Origin of the sequence: Rahnella variigena, from assembly GCF_003610915.1 — a bacterium.
GTDB classification, from domain to species: Bacteria; Pseudomonadota; Gammaproteobacteria; order Enterobacterales; family Enterobacteriaceae; genus Rahnella; species Rahnella variigena.
In genome coordinates, this window is record NZ_NSDJ01000001.1 from 3291156 (window position 1) to 3311449 (window position 20294).

General features: G+C 54.2%; 18 protein-coding genes. 11 read left to right on the forward strand and 7 right to left on the reverse strand.

The annotated features are described in order from the left end of the window. Window positions 1-425: 425 nt before the first annotated feature. On the reverse strand, window positions 426-1727 hold the full coding sequence (locus CKQ54_RS15245; RefSeq protein ID WP_208644590.1) for an NtaA/DmoA family FMN-dependent monooxygenase: 1302 nt from the start codon (window positions 1725-1727) through the stop codon (window positions 426-428). A gap of 314 nt (window positions 1728-2041) precedes the next feature. On the opposite strand from CKQ54_RS15245, the gene CKQ54_RS15250 reads away from it, so the two are divergent. The 7 genes from CKQ54_RS15250 to CKQ54_RS15280 all read left to right on the forward strand — a co-directional run bounded on the left by CKQ54_RS15250 (window position 2042) and on the right by CKQ54_RS15280 (window position 9514). After that, entirely contained in the window at window positions 2042-3664 is a 1623-nt protein-coding gene (locus tag CKQ54_RS15250; protein WP_120162459.1) for an ABC transporter substrate-binding protein, read from the forward strand. A gap of 21 nt (window positions 3665-3685) precedes the next feature. Next, window positions 3686-4681: an ABC transporter permease gene (locus CKQ54_RS15255; RefSeq protein WP_120162458.1), complete on the forward strand. Its 996-nt coding sequence runs from the start codon at window positions 3686-3688 to the stop codon at window positions 4679-4681. Next, entirely contained in the window at window positions 4678-5517 is an 840-nt protein-coding gene (locus CKQ54_RS15260; RefSeq protein ID WP_120162457.1) for an ABC transporter permease, read from the forward strand. Before CKQ54_RS15255 ends, CKQ54_RS15260 begins: the two co-directional genes overlap by 4 nt. Beyond that, window positions 5514-7160: a dipeptide ABC transporter ATP-binding protein gene (locus CKQ54_RS15265; RefSeq protein ID WP_120162456.1), complete on the forward strand. Its 1647-nt coding sequence runs from the start codon at window positions 5514-5516 to the stop codon at window positions 7158-7160. Before CKQ54_RS15260 ends, CKQ54_RS15265 begins: the two co-directional genes overlap by 4 nt. A gap of 113 nt (window positions 7161-7273) precedes the next feature. After that, the gene (locus CKQ54_RS15270; protein ID WP_120162455.1) at window positions 7274-8005 is read left to right on the forward strand and encodes an amino acid ABC transporter ATP-binding protein; all 732 of its coding nucleotides are present in this window, start codon (window positions 7274-7276) and stop codon (window positions 8003-8005) included. 24 nt (window positions 8006-8029) lie between these two features. Next, window positions 8030-8698 carry an amino acid ABC transporter permease gene (locus tag CKQ54_RS15275; protein ID WP_112288533.1) on the forward strand — a complete coding sequence of 223 codons (669 nt, stop codon included), beginning with the start codon at window positions 8030-8032 and terminating at the stop codon, window positions 8696-8698. Between the two features lie 15 nt (window positions 8699-8713). After that, window positions 8714-9514: an amino acid ABC transporter substrate-binding protein gene (locus tag CKQ54_RS15280; protein ID WP_120162454.1), complete on the forward strand. Its 801-nt coding sequence runs from the start codon at window positions 8714-8716 to the stop codon at window positions 9512-9514. 53 nt (window positions 9515-9567) lie between these two features. On the opposite strand, the gene CKQ54_RS15285 is transcribed toward CKQ54_RS15280, so the two are convergent. Genes CKQ54_RS15285 through CKQ54_RS15300 form a run of 4 tightly spaced genes read right to left on the reverse strand, consistent with a single transcriptional unit; the run spans window position 9568 to window position 12702 of the window. Next, on the reverse strand, window positions 9568-10260 hold the full coding sequence (locus tag CKQ54_RS15285; RefSeq protein WP_112288535.1) for an amino acid ABC transporter permease: 693 nt from the start codon (window positions 10258-10260) through the stop codon (window positions 9568-9570). After that, a complete protein-coding gene (locus CKQ54_RS15290; protein ID WP_120162453.1) occupies window positions 10250-11023 on the reverse strand; it encodes an amino acid ABC transporter permease in 774 nt (257 codons plus the stop codon). The genes CKQ54_RS15285 and CKQ54_RS15290 overlap by 11 nt, the downstream gene beginning before the upstream one ends. Further along, window positions 11020-11850: an amino acid ABC transporter ATP-binding protein gene (locus CKQ54_RS15295; RefSeq protein ID WP_120162452.1), complete on the reverse strand. Its 831-nt coding sequence runs from the start codon at window positions 11848-11850 to the stop codon at window positions 11020-11022. The genes CKQ54_RS15290 and CKQ54_RS15295 overlap by 4 nt, the downstream gene beginning before the upstream one ends. A 24-nt stretch (window positions 11851-11874) precedes the next feature. Continuing rightward, window positions 11875-12702: an ABC transporter substrate-binding protein gene (locus tag CKQ54_RS15300; RefSeq protein WP_120162451.1), complete on the reverse strand. Its 828-nt coding sequence runs from the start codon at window positions 12700-12702 to the stop codon at window positions 11875-11877. A 518-nt stretch (window positions 12703-13220) separates the two neighbouring features. On the opposite strand from CKQ54_RS15300, the gene asr reads away from it, so the two are divergent. The 3 genes from asr to CKQ54_RS15310 all read left to right on the forward strand — a co-directional run bounded on the left by asr (window position 13221) and on the right by CKQ54_RS15310 (window position 14914). Continuing rightward, window positions 13221-13694, forward strand: a complete 474-nt coding sequence (asr, locus tag CKQ54_RS15305) for an acid resistance repetitive basic protein Asr (RefSeq protein WP_120349681.1) — start codon at window positions 13221-13223, stop codon at window positions 13692-13694. A gap of 119 nt (window positions 13695-13813) precedes the next feature. Further along, entirely contained in the window at window positions 13814-13894 is an 81-nt protein-coding gene (gene ydgU / locus CKQ54_RS26175) for a small membrane protein YdgU (protein WP_455567028.1), read from the forward strand. Window positions 13895-14032: 138 nt separating this feature from the next. After that, complete coding sequence (locus CKQ54_RS15310; RefSeq protein ID WP_120163990.1) at window positions 14033-14914, forward strand: trypsin-like serine peptidase; 882 nt, start codon at window positions 14033-14035, stop codon at window positions 14912-14914. 77 nt (window positions 14915-14991) lie between these two features. Here the strand turns inward: CKQ54_RS15310 and hrpA are convergent, their stop codons facing one another. After that, entirely contained in the window at window positions 14992-18867 is a 3876-nt protein-coding gene (hrpA, locus tag CKQ54_RS15315) for an ATP-dependent RNA helicase HrpA (RefSeq protein ID WP_120163989.1), read from the reverse strand. 302 nt (window positions 18868-19169) lie between these two features. On the opposite strand from hrpA, the gene CKQ54_RS15320 reads away from it, so the two are divergent. Continuing rightward, window positions 19170-19787: an FMN-dependent NADH-azoreductase gene (locus tag CKQ54_RS15320; protein WP_112287253.1), complete on the forward strand. Its 618-nt coding sequence runs from the start codon at window positions 19170-19172 to the stop codon at window positions 19785-19787. 146 nt (window positions 19788-19933) lie between these two features. Here CKQ54_RS15320 and CKQ54_RS15325 read toward each other — a convergent pair whose 3' ends face one another. Continuing rightward, entirely contained in the window at window positions 19934-20239 is a 306-nt protein-coding gene (locus tag CKQ54_RS15325; RefSeq protein WP_112287266.1) for a YdbL family probable chaperone protein, read from the reverse strand. Window positions 20240-20294: the final 55 nt, after the last annotated feature.

Genomic DNA, 20294 nt, shown 5'->3' on the forward strand with positions numbered 1-20294 from the left:
ATCTTGCCGCTGCGCGGTACCTTCTCTCGGTCTTCGAGCCATAGGTCTCGAAGCCGCTCCGTTCAGCAAGATTTCTGAATCGCCCGCACGATCTTAAATTCAACATCAAACTGATGTTTATCTTTTAGAAAAGTGGATTGGCGTGATTAAAAATGGCACCGAATGAACGGTTCGAGACCTATGGCTCGACACCTGAAATTCGGGGATCGCGCAGCGATGACATTTTGCGCCACCCGCTAATGCGCCGGAACATGTCCGTCATACCCGCGATAGCGCGCAGTGAAAAAAGCGCGGAGTCCAGAGGCCCGCGCGTTACCGGGTCTCTGGTCGGTGTGGGCCGACGCCCACGACCTTGACCTTGACCTTGACCTTGACCTTGACCTTGACCTGAAGGCCAGTGTGGTTGGCAACCCAAGTTCGTGAAATTAACGCCCTGGCAGTTTGGATGCTAATCCAAGATTTCCCCTGAAATCCTCCCCCAGATACTCTGTATCAATCAGGTTCCGTTTCCGCAACTCAGGCAGCAAACCGTTGATCAGCAAATCTTCCTGATCTGCCTGACCCAGTCCGTGAAGGGAAATCACGTCCAGCACACCGGCGCGGTAGCGCTCTTCGATAGCATCGGCCAGCTGTTCCGGCGTACCGGCGACAAACCAGTGGCCGGTTTCCTGAGCCTGCACGATCAGTTCGCGCAGCGTCAGCCCCTGTAAGGCGAAACGCTTAAAAATTTCCGCACGGCCGCGACGGCGGTTAATCTGCTCGATGTCCGGCAGTAACCGTAACGGGATGGGCTGATCCAGCGCGGCGTCGCGTAAGTCAATGTCGCCGCCGAGCATATCCGCCACCCTGAGACGCCCCTGCTGATAATCAATCCGCTCGTGTTTTTCAAACAACCGGCGTGCCACATCTGACGGACTTTCTCCGATGATTGAATGAAAAGAGTTCATGATTAACGGCCGGCTTTCATGGCGGCCAATAGCATCGGCATGTTGATGAACACGTTCAACAAACGCTTTCGCGTCATCCAGTGTCGGCTGGGAGGTGTAAATCACTTCCGCATATTTCGCGCCGAGCTTCAGCCCCTCTTCTGACTGCCCGGCCTGAAACTGTACCGGACGGTGCTGAGGCGGCGGCGGAACGTTCAGCGGCCCCTGAACACGGAAAAAGTCGCCGTGATGATTGATCGGATGCAGTTTGCGCGGATCAATACTTACGCCGCCGTTTTTGTTGCGTACCACCGAATCAGGCTGATTGGCATCGAATAAGGCATTAATCACTTCGATAAACTCAGTCGCTCTGGCGTAACGCACTTCGGGCGCAGGCAATTGTATGTCACCGAAATTCTCTTCGCCGACAGAAGACGTTACCGCATTCCAGCCCGCCCGACCGCCGCTGACGTGATCGAGCGTGCCGATCAGTCGCGCCAGGTTATACGGGTGCTGATAGGTAGTGGACACTGTGGCAATCAGGCCAATCTGAGATGTAACCTGACTCAGCGCCGCCAGCGTTATCAGCGGATCCTGACTGCCGGTCGAACCGGAAAGCCCGTCGGGATCTGCCTGCAATAAATCGGCGGTAAACAGCCCGGTGATTTTCTCTCTTTCCGCGATATTTGCCAGTGTGATAGCACGCGAAATACCGGTCTGGCGGCGGGTGTCGTTCGATGCGTGGATCACGCTCCCTGCCCCGACCAGGGTTTTTAAACGTCTGCGGGATGTATTCGTCAAGATGATCTCCTTTATCTGCATAAGCACAGTACTGTCTGTGTTAAAAAGCGTCTGCGTTAAAAATAGAGACCACCGCTAATTACACCACGAAGAAAAAAGCATTTTATTACCCTCAATTGAGATAAGCCGGTAATTACCCCCTTCTTTAAACCGCAGAGATTTACATAGTCATTTATTGAGGCTGGTAAGCAAATATTGTGATTTTACAACTTAGCAACCTGACATTAATAATCCCTTCAGCTGCGCGGAATAAAGCGGCGTTATTTATTGAGTTCATTCGAATAATTCATGACTTATTACCTGACGGGAAATGTATGAAATCCTCTGTTAACGTTCGTTCTCTCACTGCGCTTGCGCTGTTAGTGCTCTCTTCCGGTCAGTCACTGTATGCCGCAGAACAACCGCAACAAGGCGGGAATCTGACGTGGGGCGTGGAAACCGAACCCAATACGCTCAATCCACAGTTAAACGGCCAGTCAAAAGCGGAACTGATCCTGCGTGTTGCCTATGAATCGCTGTTAGCACGCAAGCCGGACGGCTCTTACATTCCGTGGCTGGCAACCGGTTATCAGGTGTCTGACGATGGCAAAACCTACACGTTTACGCTGCGCGATGACGTGAAATTCTCTAATGGCGAGAAATTTAATGCCGCTGCCGTCGCCGAAAATTTCCGTCATGCACAGGATCCGGCGTATTGCGCAGGGTCGAGTATTTGCGCGCTCGCTGGGCGAATTGCCAGTGTCGCCACGCCGGATGAACACACCGTCAGCATTACGCTGAAAGACGTTTACAGCCCGTTCCTTTCGTTTGCTTCCGGCCTGAAGCTGATATCGCCTTCTTCATGGACTTCACCGCAGCTGAAATCCGGTGGTACAGACATCGCGGGTACCGGGCCATTTATTCTCAAACGCTATGAGAAAGGTCAGCAGATTGAATATGTGCGCAACCCGGATTACCGCTGGGCGTCGGCGAATGCGAAACATCAGGGTCCGGCATATCTCGAAGGGATTACTTACCGTTTCCTGCCGGAATCTTCCGTGCGCACCGGCGCGCTGCTGTCCGGTCAGGTAGATGTGATTGAAGGCGTTTCCGGTAACGATGCCGGTGAATTCAAAGACAATCCTGATTTCTCTTACCAGCACGCACTCAATACCGGCACACCTTACTCGTTGTTCCTGAATGTGAAATATGGCCCGACGCAGGACGTCAAAGTCCGTCAGGCGATATTACAGGGTCTGGATATTTCACCGATTTTGCAGTCGATCTATCGCGGCGAACGCACGCGTGTCTGGGGCATTACGTCGCCGGTCGATCCGTTGTATGACGCCAGCCTGAGCGGTAAATACGGCAATAACCCGACGCTCGCAAACCAGTTGCTTGATGAAGCAGGCTGGAAAAACAAAGGCGCTGGCGGCATCCGCACCAAAAACGGCCAGCCGCTGAGCATTGAAATTATTCAGGCGCAGGCGACCGTGCGCGACCAGCGCGATGTGCTGTTGCAGGCGATACAGGCGCAGGCTCGGCAGCGGATGGGCGTGGATCTGAAGATCCGTTATGTCGATTCCGGCACCTATACCGAAGTGCGTAAAACCGGCCAGTTCGGATCGATTGCCAACTCCAATACCGACACTGACGGCATTGATATCGAAAATCACTATCTGCCCGTCAATGGCGGCGGTGCGATCAACTACAGCCGCACCGATGCGCCGGAAATTATTCCGCTGCTCAAAGGCGCGTCGCTGACGCTGGATAACGCACAGCGCAAAACCTTCTACGGTCAGTTGCAAAACTTTGCCGTGTTGCAACAGGCACTGGCGATCCCGCTTTACGAGCCGGAAGACCAGATTGCGGCAGCGTCTTACGTTCACGGTGTCGGCTTCAGGCCTTTCAAACAGATGCCTGAAAACGCCTATGACGTCTGGCTGAGCAAGCATTAATCAGAAGTAAGGAATCAGAATATGTCGGCTGAAACTGCATTTATTTCTCCCCGTCGCCCTCAGGCCAGACCGTCGTGGCGCGGGCGGATCATCCGGCGGATAGTCACCGGCGTTTTGGTGCTGTGGGCAGCGGTTACGCTGTCGTTTATCAGCGTTTACCTCGCGCCCGGCGATATCGTCAGTTTACTGATGGGCGAACAGGTGCATACACCGGCGATTGAGGCGGCGATCCGCGCCGAATGGGGTCTGGATCAGCCGTTGTATCTGCAATATCTGCATTACCTGTGGCGCGTATTGCACGGGGATTTTGGCCGTTCGTACATGCTCAATACCGACGTCAGTTCGCTGGTGTTATCGCAGTTGTGGCCGACGCTGAAACTCACCGGTCTGGCGCTGGTGGTCAGCCTGGTGTTTGCCGTGCTGATGGCGGTCACGACCGCGCACCGGCGCTGGGGGCAACGCATCGCCGGTTCCATAGAACTGGTTCTGGCGTCCACGCCCTCTTTCTGGCTTGGCATCGTGCTGCTGTTTATCTTCAGCTTTACCTTGCGCTGGTTTCCGGTCGCCGGTGACCGCAGTTTTTCGTCGCTGGTGTTACCGGCGTTCTCCCTCGGACTGGCGCAGGGCGCGGTGGTGTCGCAGGTGCTGCGACGCGGGCTGGAAGATGCGCTTGATGAACCCTTTGTTCTGACGCTGCGCGCCTGGGGACTGGGCAACACTGTCATCCGTTTACGCCATGCGCTGCGCCACGCCGCGCTGCCTGCCGTCACCCTCACCGGCTGGCTGATTGGCGGTCTGCTCAGCGGTGCGGTGATCACCGAACAGGTATTTGGCCGTCCGGGGCTGGGCAAAATCACCGTCGATGCCGTGCTGGGTAAGGATTTGCCGGTGGTGCTGGCGGTAGCGATTTTCTCGGCGCTGGTGTACGTGGTGCTCAGTACGCTGGTGGATATTTTGTACCTGTTTATCGATCCGCGCTTGCGCGACGCGCCCGCTGCCGGGGAGGAAAACGCATGAGTCAGATTCTGCTTTCCGGGCGCATTACGCGCCGTTTCTCTGCCGGTGTTTTGCTGGCAGCCAGTTTTATATTTCTGGTACTGCTGGCGGTTGTCTTCCCCGCGTTGCTCACGCATTACGATCCGCTCAATGCCGATCCGGTTAACGCACAGCTTGCGCCTTCCGCCAGTCACTGGCTGGGCACCGATCAGTTAGGCCGCGACGTACTGGCGCGTATCATTTATGGCAGCCGTTATTCCCTGCTGATTAGCCTGGCGGCGATGGTTGTCGCGGTCAGCATCGGCACCCTGCTTGGCCTGCTGGCGGGTTTATTCAAAGGGCCGCTGGATGAGCTGATCAGCCGCGCGGTGGACGTGGTTTCAGCCTTTCCGGATTTGCTGCTGGCGCTGATGCTTATTGCCTTTACCGGTCCCGGCACCACCAATCTGATTTTCGCACTCGGCGTGGCGTCAGTGCCCCGCTTCACCCGCGTAGTGCGGGCACAAACCTTTCTGGTGATGTCTTCCGGCTATGTCGAACAGGCGCGCACGCTGGGACTGAAGCGTCACGTTTTGGTCTGGCGGCATGTGTTGCCGCACGCCATTGCGCACGTTCCGGCGCTGGCGACCCTCGGGCTGGGCACGGCGATTATCGGCACCGCCGGGCTGAGTTTTCTCGGTATGGGCCCGCAACCGCCGACCGCCGAATGGGGGCTGATGCTGGCCGAGGGCCGTAATTATCTGCGTAATGCCTGGTGGATTGGCGTCTGGCCGGGCGTGGCAATCACCCTGACCGTGATTTCAGTCAACACACTCGGGCGTTACTGGCAGGCCACTTTTGAAGGAAAACGTCCATGAGCGACGAACTGTTAATTGATATCCAAAACCTGTCGATTTTCTTCCCGACTGCAGGCGGTGAAAAAGCCGCCGTCAGCGGGCTGAATCTGCAACTGCGTCGCGGCGAATCCGTGGCATTTGTCGGAGAATCCGGCTCAGGGAAAACCGTGACAGCCCGCAGCCTGCTCGGCTTACAGGATGGCAAAGCGCGTATTACTGCCGATCGTTTTGTGATTGGCGGTGAAGACATGCTTGGCGCCAGCCAGCGGCGCTGGCGTAAAATTCGCGGCAGCCAGATTGGCTATGTATTGCAGGACGCGCTGGTGTCGCTCGATCCCTTACGGCAGGTCGGGCGGCAGCTTCACGATGCGCTGACCGCCAGCCGCAAAACCGATCCGAAGTTGCTCAGCGAGCAGGTGATCACCTCACTGAAATCGGTCGGATTTCCCGATGCGCAAAACCGCCTCAGTGCCTATCCGCATCAGCTTTCCGGCGGGTTGCGTCAGCGCGTGTTGATTGCCACCGCGCTGGCCGGAAATCCCGGTTTACTGATTGCCGATGAACCGACCACCGCGCTGGACATGACGGTGCAAAAACAGATCCTGGATTTGCTGCAACAGCGGCGCGATAAAGGCGAAAGCCTGCTGCTGATCAGCCACGATTTGTCGGTCGTCGGGCAACTGGCCGACCGTATTCTGGTGATGCATCAGGGCAAAGTGGTTGAGGAAGGTCGCGGCGAAAAGCTGCTGTCCGCGCCCGACCATCCCTATACGCAACAGCTACTGGCGGCGGTTCCCAGCCCGGCGACGCGCGGGTTTAAGCTTTCCGGCAAACGTGGTGAACCGCTGCCTGCACGCAATATTTCCGTTTCTAATCCGGTGCTGGAAACCCGTCATCTCAGCAAAGCCTACGCCGGTAAAACCGTGGTCAGTCACGTCAGTCTGCAACTGTTTGCCGGTGAAACGCTGGGCATTGTCGGGGAGTCTGGCTCAGGGAAAACTACCCTGGCGCGGATGATCCTCGGGCTGACCGAACCGGTATCCGGCACGATAGAAATTCAGGGGCAACGCTGGAGCCAGGTTCCGGAAGCGCAGCGCAGACTGCAACGACGTGGTATCCAGCTGATTGCGCAGGATCCGCTGAGTTCATTTGATCCGCGCTATAACGTTGAAAAAATCATCGGCGAAAGCCTCGACAGCGTGGGCATTTTTGGTGAGGAACGGCGCAACCGCGTCCGTCAGTTGCTGGATGAAGTGCAGCTTGGCGACAGTTTTCTGCACCGTTATCCGCGTGAATTGTCCGGCGGACAGCGTCAGCGAGTGGCGATTGCCCGTGCTTTTGCGCCGAATCCTGCGCTGCTGGTGGCCGATGAACCGGTCAGCGCGCTGGATGTTTCGATTCAGGCGCAGGTACTGGATTTGCTGGCAAAAATGCAGGCCGAGCACCGCACCGCGCTGTTGTTTATCTCGCATGATTTAGGCGTGGTGCATCATCTGGCTGACCGGGTGATGGTAATGAAAGACGGCAGCGTAGTGGAGCACGGAAAAGTCGATGATGTGTTCCACCACCCGGCGCATCCGTGGACGAAAAAGCTGATTGATGCGCTGCCGGTTGTCAGTTCAAACCAGCACAATAAAGATTATCCGCTCAGGCATCATCCATAATATTACGCCCCGCATATCGTTAGCGATTTAAAGCATTTGTCGCAGGCAACCGAAAAGTTAATATTCTTTTAAGGAAATATGCGCGTTATTTATATTAACCAGCGGGAGTTTGCATGATCACTGTCAGCGGATTGAATAAAACATTTAACCAATTCCCTGCCCTGTCGGATATTAATTTCACCGTGAATAAAGGTGAAGTGGTGTCGATTATTGGCCCCTCAGGTTCCGGGAAATCCACTCTGTTACGTTCGCTGAATTTGCTCGTCAGGCCGGATTCCGGCCAGATCCAGATTGGAGATAAACACATTAATGCGGACACACTCACCCGCAGACAAACAGCCGATTTTCGCCGCCAGACTTCGATGGTTTTTCAGCACTACAATTTGTTTAAAAATAAAACCGCACTGGAAAACATCACTGAGATCTTACGTTTTACCCAAAAACTGAACAAAGCGCAGGCGCGCGAACGGGGTGAAGAATTGCTTGCGCAGGTGGGTCTGGCGCACAAAGCGGCGGCTTATCCCGGCACACTCTCCGGCGGACAGCAGCAGCGCGTCGGCATCGCCCGCGCCATGGCCGTTGATCCGCAGGTCATTTTATTCGATGAGCCCACGTCTTCCCTGGATCCTGAAATGCGCCGTGAAGTGCTGAACCTGATTGAAGGGCTGGCCGGGCGCGACTTAACCATGATGATCGTGACGCATGAGATGGGCTTTGCACGGGATGTCTCTGACCGGATATTTTTCATGGAGCACGGTCATATTATCGAACAAGGCGAACCGGCCAAAATCTTCCAGACCGGCTCTTCGAACCGCACCCGTTCTTTCTTACACGATTTTGCCTGATGGCCGTACACGGAACTTTGCACAATGAATTTTGATTTTCCTTATATGCTCGGCGTTATTCCGCAGATCCTCGTTTATCTTCCCGTGACCTTGCTGATTTCATTGCTTTCCATTTTGCTGGCTACCGTTCTGGGTATTATTTTCGCCCTGTTACTCAGGGCCGGTAAAATACCCGCGGCTTTCGCCCACCTTTATATTTCCTTCTTTCGCGGCACGCCGGTTCTGGTGCAGTTACTGATTATTTATTTTGGTTTGCCGCAAATTATTCCTTCGATGAATTCACTGAGCGCCATGAATGCGGTGATCCTCGGTTTAAGCTTAAACACGTCCGCTTATCTGGCGGAAATCTTCCGTGCCGCCATCGACTCTGTTGATAAAGGGCAGCTGGAAGCCTCTCTGGCCTCCGGACTGAGCATGTTTAAAGCCTCCAGCCGCATCCTGTTTCCGCAAGCCTGCCGCAATGCCATTCCGGCGACCGGCAACGTGTATATCGGCCTGATCAAGAACTCTTCGCTGGCGTTCACTTTAGGCGTTAGCGAACTGCTGGCAGCCGGAAAAATGGTGGCTACAGAATCGCTGAAATTCTTCGAAGCGTATTTCGCCGTGGCGCTGGTCTACTGGGCGCTGACCATCATTTTCAGTGAGTTACAGCGTCGCCTCGAAAAACATCTCGGCAAACCTTATGCCGGTTAAACAGGAAATTATGTTATGCGATTGTTAACACTGGCGATTTGTTCGCTCCCTCTTCTGCTGACCGCATGTGATAAACCCGCCGAAAAAGCGGATGACGAACCGGTTCTGCGGGTGGGTGCGATACCCGACGGTTATCCGCACTATTTCAAAGAGGGCGACACCATCAAAGGTTTCAGCGCGGACATTCTCAACGCCGTTGCCGGTAAGATTCACTATAAAGTTGAATGGGTAACGTCCGACTGGGTGGGCGTGCTGGGCTCTCTCGAAACCGGCAAAGTGGATACCGTAGGCAATTTCGCCGACACGCCGGAGCGGCGCAAAAAATATGATTATTCGGCGCCCTACTATTACTCAGCGGCGCAGTTAGCGGTGAGTAAAAACAACACCACCATTCACGGATTGCAGGACATGAAAGGCAAAACCGTCGCCGCCGATCTCGGTTCGAACTATGCCAAAGTCCTGAAAGAATTTGACCCGAAAAATGAAATCAAACTGGTGACCTTCGAGGGCATGGATGTGGTGGTTAACAGCGTGGCGCAGGGAAAAGTGGATGCCTATGTTTCCGGCCAGGTGATCCTGCTCGGGCAGATCAAGCATAAAAATCTGCCACTGAAAGTTGTCGGTGAACCGTTTGGCCTGAAACAGGTCGCCCTGCCGTTCAGGAAAGATGCGCGCGGAGAAGCACTGAAACAGAAAGTGGATGTCGCACTGGGAGAATTACGGGCAGACGGGACATTGAAGAAGATTTCTGAAAAATGGTTCGACCGGGATCTGAGTGTGGATACGGAATTAACGTCAGTCAGCAAAAGACAATAAACCTGCCATCTCTCCAGTCTGAAAACCCCGCCGGCACCAGGCGGGGTTTTCTTTTACGTCCGCAACCCCTGACGACGTTTTATCGATTTACCGGCCAGATACGCCAGCGAGGCGCACAGCAGGTAATACATCAGCCCGACCAGCAGGAAGATTTCTGCCGGGTAAATTTGTACCCGGTTATTCACTTGTCCGGCAACGGTGGTCAGTTCCGGCACGTTGACGATAAACGCCAGCGACGTGTCTTTCACCAGAGAGATCAGCAGCCCGAGATACGACGGCAGCAAATTCGGCCACGCCTGCGGTAACAGCACGAACAACAGCACTTTGCCGTCACTCATGCCGGACGCAATTCCCGCTTCAGTTTGCCCGCGCGGCAAGGCTTCCAGACCGGCCAGCGTCGAATGCATCACCGCCGCCGAGGTAAACCAGGCCAGCGCCAGAATCACCGTCATCGGCCCAGGGATCGACCCGCCAAATACCACCGGCAGCAGGAAATACAGCCAGAAAATCACAAATATCAGCGGAATGCCGCGGATAAACGACGCCCAGATAAACAGGATTTTCCGCGTCCAGCCGCCGAAACGCCACGCCAGCGCCGCCATCAGCACACCGAACACTAACGCCAGAACGCCCGCCGATGCCGCCATGATTAGCGTCAGCAATACTCCGCCCGGCTCGCCATCCGCCAGCCTTCCCCACAGCAGATAAGTGAAATTATCGTGTATAACAGACCAGTCAAACTCCATCGCGGGTTTCCTCCTTCAGTACCACCTGCGGCCTGTGCTGCGGTCGTTTCGGGCCAAACGCCGTCATCAGCCAGCCGAGGATCAGTCCGAGTGCCAGATAAAGCAGCGTCCCGACGGCGAAACCTTCAAAGGCGTGCGCGTTATAGCTTTCAATCTGGCTGACCTGATACGTCAGTTCCGAAAAACCAATACCTGTCGCCAGCGAGGAAAGCTTCATCAGGTTGAGATACTGGCCGGTGATCGGCTGCCACGCGTTGATCAGCGCCTGCGGCAGGAGAATCGAAAGCAGCAGCGTTTTACGGCTGAAACCCTGAGAAATCGCCGCTTCGGTCTGGCCTTTGGGCACAGAATTCAGTCCGGCCTGCACTTCTTCCACCAGAAACGCCGCCGTGAACAGCGCCAGCCCCCAGGCCGCACACAGAAATTCCGGGGTCAGCCACGCAATGTTGCCCGGAAACGACGCCCACGGATGATTGTCGCCGATATAAAAACGCCAGCTTTGCGGCAGCGCGCCGTATGCCGCGAAATACCAGAACAGCAGTTGTACCAGCAGCGGCGTGTTGCGAAAAGCAGAGACAAACGCCGCCACCGCACCGCGTGCCAGACGCGACGAACTCATGCGCAGCGCCAGCAGCAACACAGTCAGTAACGTGGCGAGCAGGCTGCCAACAATGCTGACATACAGCGTGGTGAGGAAGCCGGATATTATCCATTGCAGAGGCTGGCCGGTCAGCACGCCAGCCCAGTCGGGATGCCAGTTCATAGCGCGGCTCCGCTCTGCGGATGCAGCGGGAACAGGACTTTTTGCAGAAACCGCTGCGCACGCGGATGTTGCGGACGGAGGAAGAAATCTTCCGGCTGCGCCTGTTCAAGAATTTCACCACCGTCCATGAAAATCACCCGGTCAGCGATTTCACGGGCAAAACTCATCTCGTGCGTCACCACAATCATGGTGATGCCGCTTTTCGCCAGCTCCTGCATGACCAGTAATACTTCACCGATCATTTCCGGATCCAGCGCCGACGTTGGTTCATCAAATAAAATAATGCCCGGATCCGTGACCAGCGCCCTGGCAATCGCCACGCGCTGCTGCTGACCGCCGGAAAGCTGCTCAGGATAATGCTGCGCTTTATCGCCCAGCCCGACGCGCGTCAGCAATGCACGTGCCTTTTCGCGGGCCTGAGTTTTCTTCCAGCCATGCACTTTGATCAGCGCCAGACTGACGTTGTCTTCGGCGGTGAGATGGGCATAAAGGTTGAACTGCTGAAATACAAATCCGATGTGCGTGCGCAACCGGCGTAATGCGACACCTTTGAGATTGCGCGTCGGCTGGTCGGCAATAAGGATTTCACCGCTGCTGACCGATTCCAGCTGATTAATCAGCCGGATCAGCGTGGATTTTCCCGAACCGGAGGGCCCGCAAACTGCCACCACTTCGCCGCTGTCCACACGCAAATCCACGTTACGGATCACCTCATGCGGACCGAAAGATTTACGGACCTGGCGGAATTCAACGGCCGCCGTTTTTCCGGCGGATGAATGTGAAAAAACCGCAGACGTCGCTGCGGTTGAGAGAGTGTCTTGCTGCATGTGTCTTACCTTGCATAAAACAGATTATTTGGCTTCGATTTTGAACAGACGCGGCTGAGGTGATTTAGTCTGCGGACCGAACCAGACGTTATAAATGCTGACCGCCTGACCGTTTTTCTCCAGATTCAGCAGCTCGTCATTGACCACTTTCAGCAAGCTGGTCTCGCCTTTTTTGACACCCACGCCAATCTCTTCTTTGCTCAGTAATTCAGGCAGCACTTTGTATTTCGCTTTATCCGGCGCGCCATCCAGCAAACCGGCCAGAATGGTGCTGTCCTGAGTAATGGCCTGCACGTTGCCGTTACGCAGCGCAGAAAGTGCCAGCGGAATATCGTCATAAGACAGCACGCGGGACTGCGGGAAGCGGTTATGCAATTCCTGCTCGCCGGTGGTGCCTTTCACCGCGCCGATACGCGCCGTGGCATACGCATCCAGTTTATCCGGCGAATTTGCCGGCACCAGGAACTGCTGGCCGGTGACGAAATACGGCACGGAGAAGTCGATCACTTTCGCGCGTTCCGGCGTGATGGTGATATCAGCCACAATCAGATCCGCTTTACCGGACTGTAACAAAGGAATGCGGTTCGCCGGATTGGTCGGTACCAGTTGCAATTTCACGCCCAGCGTTTTCGCCAGCGCTTTTGCGAAATCTACGTCATAACCCACGATGTCATGCGTTTTGGCATCCACAGACCCAAACGGCGGATTGGAATCGAAGGTCGCGACCTTCACCACACCGGCTTTCTTGATGTCCGCCAGCTGATCTGCGTGCGCGGCAAAAGAAGAAATCGTGCTGAGCGCCAGAAACAATCCGGCAGCAATCTTGGTTTTATTTACGTCAATGACAGCCATCGCTTTTCCTTATGATAGTCTTCAGAGGGCTTACGCCCCAATTTTTCAAAGTGGAGTATTCAGAACAAATACAGACCTGTTTTTCTTTTGTAAGTCAGAGAATTGCACAAGGGATTAAGGCGGTGCCACTAACAAAAAGGGATATAGATGGGTGATTTAGGCATAAGGAGAGGAGATGTTGGGTTTGGGGGAATTCCGTTTGCTCCCTCCCCTGCGAAGGGGAGGGTTGGGGTGGGGTATAAAGGTCAAAAACAAAAATTAATGTGTGCATTAGCCACGGTTTTGTCTGCAAAACCCCCTCCCAGCCTCCCCCTTCGCAGGGGGAGGAGCAAAACAACACATCTGACTCCCGCCAATACAATATAATCCCCTGATTTTCTTAAAATCCCCCTCTTTGTACATTCCGTTACACGCCGATACCAATCACTCACGGACAGCAGCGATCCACATGCCTATTATTCTTTCACCGGCCCCGCAGTGGGGTGGACACTTAAACTAAAATTCTTAAGGAATTACACATGAAAAAAGTATTAGCTCTGGTTGTAGCCGCTGCAATGGGCCTGTCTTCAGTTGCTTTCGCTGCTGAAACCACTGCAACGCCAGCACCCGCTGCAACAGCAACTACCGCGGCTCCGGCTCATGCGACTAAGCATAAAGCACATAAAAAACCTGTGCAGAAAGCTCAGGCTGCCAAGAAACACAAAAAAGCAGCCAAGAAAGCACCAGTAGCTCAGAAAGCTCAGGCCGCTAAAAAACACGTAAAACACGCTAAAAAAGCGGCTCCGGTAGCTCAGAAAGCTCAGGCTGCTAAAAAACACGTGAAACACGCTAAAAAAACTGCACCAGTAGCTCAGAAAGCCCAGGCTGCTAAAAAACACGTGAAACACGCTAAGAAAGCGGCTCCTGTAGCTCAGAAAGCCCAGGCTGCTAAAAAACACGTGAAACATGCTAAGAAAGCTGCACCAGCTGCAAAAGCAACGCCAGCAGCATAAGTAGTCAGTAAGAAGTCTTTGTGAGCGTATCTACTCACCACTATCAAGACTGATGATTTAACACCCGGTTCGCCGGGTGTTTTTTTCTCCGGTTCTTTATCTTGAGGTACTGATGGAAGATGCTGCGCCGCTACCTGTTCGAAATCACCCTGTGCTCTCTGATCCTCTGCGGTCTGATCACCCTGTTCTTCTACTTCTGAAGTATCCCGGATGACGTCCGTCATCTTCTCAAAAGATTGAGTTATCAGACAAATCTATCCAACACGAAAGATAACCGTCTATAATCGTTCCATAATAACTGGTTATCGGGTTCTCCCTGTTTTCAAGGTCAGAATGTTATGCGCATCGCGTTACCGCTTTTTTTGTGCTTTTTCTGTTTTACCGCCAGTCCTCTTGTTCATGCAGATTCTCCGGATGACGCAGACAGCGACGCACCTTCAATCAGCTTAAAAGAAAAAACGGCCCTGTTCTTCGGTCACGATCAGCGAACTCAGGTTTCTGCGGCGGCGCACTGGCCGTGGCAGGCCATCGGACAGATTGAAACCGAAAGCGGTAATTTATGTACCGCCACCCTGATTTCCAAACATCTGGTCCTCACCGCCGGTCACTGCGTTCTCGCGCCTCCGGGTAAGATCGACAAAGTCATTGCCCTGCGTTTTATTTCTCACAATCAGAAATGGCGTTATCAGATAACGGCACTGCAAACCCTGGTGGATCCTAAGCTCGGTAAGAAACTGAAAGCCGATGGCGATGGCTGGATCGTTCCGCCAAAAGCGGCACCATTCGATTTCGCGCTGGTCCGTCTGACGGATGAAAAGCTGGCGTTGCCGATCAAACCCCTGCCGTTGTGGGAAGGTTCACGCGATGATCTGACTGCGCTGCTCAAGCAGGAAGGCAGAAAAGTGACACAGGCAGGCTATCCGGAAGATCATCTGGATGATTTATACGTGCATCAGGATTGTCTGGTGACAGGCTGGGCGCAACCGGGCGTGTTATCGCATCGCTGCGACACGCTGCCGGGCGACAGCGGTTCGCCGTTGTTACTGAAAAATGCTGAGGGCTGGTCTCTGGTCGCGATTCAAAGTTCCGCACCTGCCGCGCAGGACCGCTATCTGGCAGACAACCGTGCGCTGGCCGTTCCGGCCATCCGCGACGCACTGAACACGCTGTCTTCCGGCGTCATCAGCGCCAGCACACCGGCGACGGCGCCCGTTCAGTAAACGTCCGAATCACCGTTGCAGAGCATAAAAAAAACCGCCTTGAGTCACTAAGGCGGTTTTTTAGTTTAGAGAACCGGTTAAACCAGCTGTTCCATGGTCTGTAAAATACGTTTATCCGATATCGGATACGGCGTGCCCAGTTGCTGAGCGAAGTAGCTGACGCGCAGCTCTTCAATCATCCAGCGCACTTCTTTTACATCCTCACTTTGCTGACGCACCGGCGGCAGTTTGTTGAACCACTGCTGCCATTGCTGCTGGATGTTTTCCACTTTTAACATCTGTGCACGGTCGCGGTGCGGATCCATCGCCAGTTTGTCCATCCGGCGTTCAATCGCCTGCAAATAACGCAGCGTATCCGGCAGACGCTTCCAGCCGTTTTGCGTCACGAATCCGCGATAAATCAGCCCGGACATTTGCGCTTTAATATCTGAAAGCGCCAGCGCCATGGTGATATCAATCCGCCCTTTCAGCCGCTTGTTGATGCTGAACACAGTGGTCAGGATTTGCTCCACCTGAATCGCAATCTGTACCACCGTCTCATTCAGGTTGGCGCGTACGTGCTCATGCAGTTTCGCAAAATCTTCCTCGCGCCACACCAGGCCGCCGGATTCAGCAATCAGTTTGTCGATACCGCAGGAAATACAGTCGTCGATCAGATCCAGCACTTTACCGTACGGGTTAAAGTACAGCCCCAGTTTGGCTTTGTTCGGCAACTTCTCGTGCAGGTATTTGACCGGAGAAGGAATGTTCAGCAACAGCAAACGCCTCATACCGCTGAGCATCGCCTGCTGCTGTTCCAGCTCGCTGTCAAACAAACGGATCGCCACGCTGTCTTTCTCATCCACAATCGCCGGATAGGCTTTCACTTCATAGCCGCCGCGTTTTTGTTCGTAGCGCTCCGGCAATGTACCGAAACTCCAGACATGCAGATCGCGCTGTTCGATGCCGTCATCCGCCACCGCAGACAGCGTTTGCTGAACCTGCTCTTTCAGACCGGATTTCAGTGCCAGCAGGTCTTTGCCCTCACGCAGCGTTTTGTTTTTGTCATCAACAATGCGGAAGGTCATTTTGAGATGATCGGGCACCTGATCCAGCTGCCAGTCTTCACGTGACACCGTCACGCCGCTCATCTTACGCAACTCTTTTTCCATCGCATCGAGTAATGGCATTTCGAACGGTTTGATCCGTCCGAGCAAAGCGTCGGCGTAATTCGGTGCCGGCACAAAATTGCGGCGAACCGGTTTTGGCAGCGATTTAATCAGCGCCATAATCAGGTCGCGGCGAATGCCAGGGATCTGCCAGTCGAAACCTTCTTCCGTCACCTGATTGAGCAGCGGCAACGGAATGTGTACCGTCACGCCGTCGGCATCCGTACCCGGTTCAAACTGATAAGTGACGCGCAGTTTGAGATTGCCCTGATGCCAGAAGTTCGGGTAATCGTGGGCACTGATATTGCCTGCGCCCTCTTTGATCAGCATGCTTTTTTCAAAGTTCAGGCTGTCCTGCGGCTGTTTTTTCCACCAGGTATCAAAGTGACGTGCAGACACGACTTCCTGCCCGATGCGCTGCTCATAGAACAGGAACAAGGTTTCGTCATCGACCAGAATATCGCGGCGACGGGATTTGTGTTCCAGCTCTTCGACTTCGGTACGCAGACGCAGGTTAGCGCGGAAGAACGCGTGACGCGTCTGCCAGTCGCCTTCCACCAGCGCGTGACGAATAAACAGCTCGCGGGAAACCACCGGATCAATCGTGCCATAGTTCACACGACGCGCCGCCACAATCGGCAGGCCGTACAGCGTGACTTTTTCCGTCGCCATGACCGCGCCCTGCGCTTTTTCCCAGTGCGGTTCGCTGTAACTGCTTTTCGCCAGATGCTGCGCCAGCGGCTCGATCCATTCCGGTTCGATACGCGCGGCAATGCGCCCCCACAGACGGCTGGTTTCCACCAGTTCAGCAACCATCACCCATTTAGGAGGCTTTTTGAATAATCCGGATCCCGGGAAGACGGCAAAACGTGCGTTGCGCGCGCCGGTATACTCCTGTTTATCCGCATCTTTCTGACCGATATGCGACAGCAAGCCGGTCAGCAGCGAGCAGTGAACTTCGCGATATTCAGCCGGTTCGCTGTTCACCGGCAGGCCAAGTTCTTTCACCACCTGACGCAGCTGGGTATAGATATCCTGCCATTCACGCACGCGCAGATAGTTGAGGTAATCGCTGCGGCATAACTTGCGGAACTGCGCCGAAGACAGCTCTTTCTGCTGTACTTTCAGGTGATCCCACAGGTTCACGAACGCCAGGAAATCTGAATCTTTGTCAGCAAAACGGCGATGTTTTTCATCGGACGCCTGCTGTTTGTCCGTCGGACGTTCACGCGGATCCTGAATCGACAGCGCGGACGTGATAATCATCACCTCGCGCATACAACCGTTTTTCTGAGCTTCCAGCACCATGCGCGCCAGACGCGGATCCACCGGCAACTGCGCCAGCTGGCGGCCCAGCGGGGTCAGTGTATAACGCCCGTCAACAGCATTATTGATGGCGTTCAGCTCTTCGAGCAGACGCACGCCATCCTGAATATTACGTTTGTCCGGTGCTTCCACGAACGGGAATGCGCCAATATCGCCCAGCCCCAGCGACGTCATTTGCAAAATAACGGACGCCAGGTTGGTGCGCAGAATTTCGGGGTCGGTAAACTCCGGACGCGACAGGAAATCCTGCTCCGAATAAAGACGGATACAGATACCTTCGGACACACGTCCGCAACGTCCTTTACGCTGGTTAGCGGACGCCTGAGACACCGGCTCAATCGGCAGACGCTGCACTTTGGTGCGGAAGCTGTAACGGCTGATACGCGCGGTACCGGGGTCAATCACATATTTAATGCCCGGCACGGTCAGCGAGGTTTCGGCGACGTTGGTCGCCAGCACAATACGGCGACCGGAATGCGACTGGAACACGCGGTTCTGTTCACTGTTCGACAGTCGCGCATACAGCGGCAAAATCTCGGTGTGCGGCAGATCCAGACGGTTCAGCGCATCAGCAGTATCACGAATTTCACGTTCACCGCTCATGAAAATCAGGATGTCGCCCATGCTTTCGCGACCGAGTTCATCGACCGCATCGAAAATCGCCTGCAACTGGTCACGATCCACATCGTCGGCATCATCAACAATCGGGCGATAGCGCACGTCGACCGGATACGTCCGGCCAGACACTTCAATGATCGGCGCATTGTTGAAATGGCGCGAGAAACGCTGCGGGTCAATGGTCGCCGAGGTAATAATGACTTTGAGATCCGGACGCTTTGGCAGCAACTGACGCAGGTAACCGAGGATAAAGTCGATGTTCAGGCTGCGTTCATGCGCTTCATCGATGATCAGCGTGTCGTACTGCATCAGCATACGATCCTGCTGGATTTCCGCCAGCAGAATACCGTCGGTCATCAGTTTAACCAGCGTGTTTTCGCTGACCTGATCGTTAAAGCGAACTTTATAGCCGACCGTGTTACCGAGCGTAGTATCCAGCTCATCGGCAATACGGTTGGCCACGGTACGCGCCGCCAGACGACGCGGCTGGGTATGACCGATCACGCCTTTGATCCCGCGACCGAGTTCCATACAGATTTTCGGGATCTGCGTAGTTTTACCGGAGCCGGTTTCGCCCGCCACAATCACCACCTGGTGGTCGCGGATAGCGTTATAAATGTCTTCTTTTTTCTGGCTGACCGGCAGGTTTTCCGGATAGCTGATTTTTGGCCGTGACGCTTCACGGGCGCTGACTTTCTTCAGGCTCTCGTTGATAGCGGTCTGGATTTCAGCACTTAACGCGTCGAGTGCTTCGGGTTTATCAATCTTTCTGGCACCCTGCAAACGACGTTGCAGGCGTTGCCGGTCACGTAGCATCAGCCCGTCTAACTGCGCTGATAATGCCGCGAGCGGTGATTTCACGATCGGAATTCCTTGTTACATGTCAGCCGGAGAGCAAATCATCTGCGCCAGCTGAATCTGAATGGGGGATGAGGAAGGTTCACGCCTTGCCTGCTTGTGTCTATGTTAACACAAGGTATTGAAGATGCTGAAAACGGGTGATTTTGCGACCGGAGTTGAAGTTGTTCAAAAAAATCGATGATAGGTCTCTAAATATTGCGCTATCACTGCATAAGCTTTCTGAATAAAGTAAGTTCCATTCGGGGAACGTTCTGGTTATAAAAACCAACACCCTATGTACCACACAGTTAAGGAACTCACTAATGAGCAAAGTACTCGTTCTGAAATCAAGCATTCTGGCTAACTTCTCTCAGTCAAACCAACTGGCCGATTACCTGGTTGCACAGTATCAGTCTGCAAACAGCGGTTCTACCGTGACAGTTCGTGACCTGGCGGCTAACCCAATCCCTGTATTAGATGGCGAACTGGTTGGCGCACTGCGTCCTTCCGATGCTCCGCTGACACCACGTCAGGAAGAAGCACTGGCGCTGTCTAACACCCTGATCGACGAACTGCAGGCGCATGACGTGATCGTTATCGCTGCACCAATGTACAACTTCAACATCCCGACTCAGCTGAAAACCTATTTCGACCTGGTTGCCCGTGCTGGCGTGACGTTCAAATACACCGAGAAAGGCCCTGAAGGTCTGGTGAAAGGCAAACGCGTGATTGTTCTGACCAGCCGCGGTGGCATCCATAAAGACACCCCAAGCGACCTGGTAGCACCTTATCTGTCCCTGTTCCTGGGCTTCCTGGGAATGAGCGACGTAGAATTCGTTTACGCTGAAGGCATTGCATACGGTCCTGAAGTGGCGACTAAAGCACAGACTGATGCGAAAGCAGCCATCGATGCGGCCATCAAAGAACTGGCTGCGGCATAATCACCCTTATCACAATCTGAGCACCCATTCACTTAAGAATCTGTCCGTTCCGCTCAGATGTTGTTGTGATAACGCTATTGCGTGCCGAGAGGCACGCTTTTTTTTGCCGTTTTTTTCCCAAAATCACCCGCTCTCTTCAGTAAACCCTATTTCTGCAACCACTGTCCGTTAATGCCCCGCACGTATTCACCCTTCCCGGCTCTGGCGACCAGTTTCTGTCCGGCCAGTTTTGCCACATCATCGGTACTGACGTTATTTTCCTGCGCCACCTGCTGGTATTGCTGTTTGCGCGCCTCGTTGATTTTTGACGCCAGCGCGACACTTTCCGCGTCTTGTTTTAGCGGTGCCAGGTACCCGGACAACGTTTCGCCCACGCGCCCCTGTTGTTTGGCTTCATTGAGCGTTAATGCGAACGCCTGACTGCAAAACAGCAAACCACCGGCCAGCAACATCAGGCTGATTCTTTTGAGGCCATTTTTATTGAAAATTATCGCGGACATAGTGGCT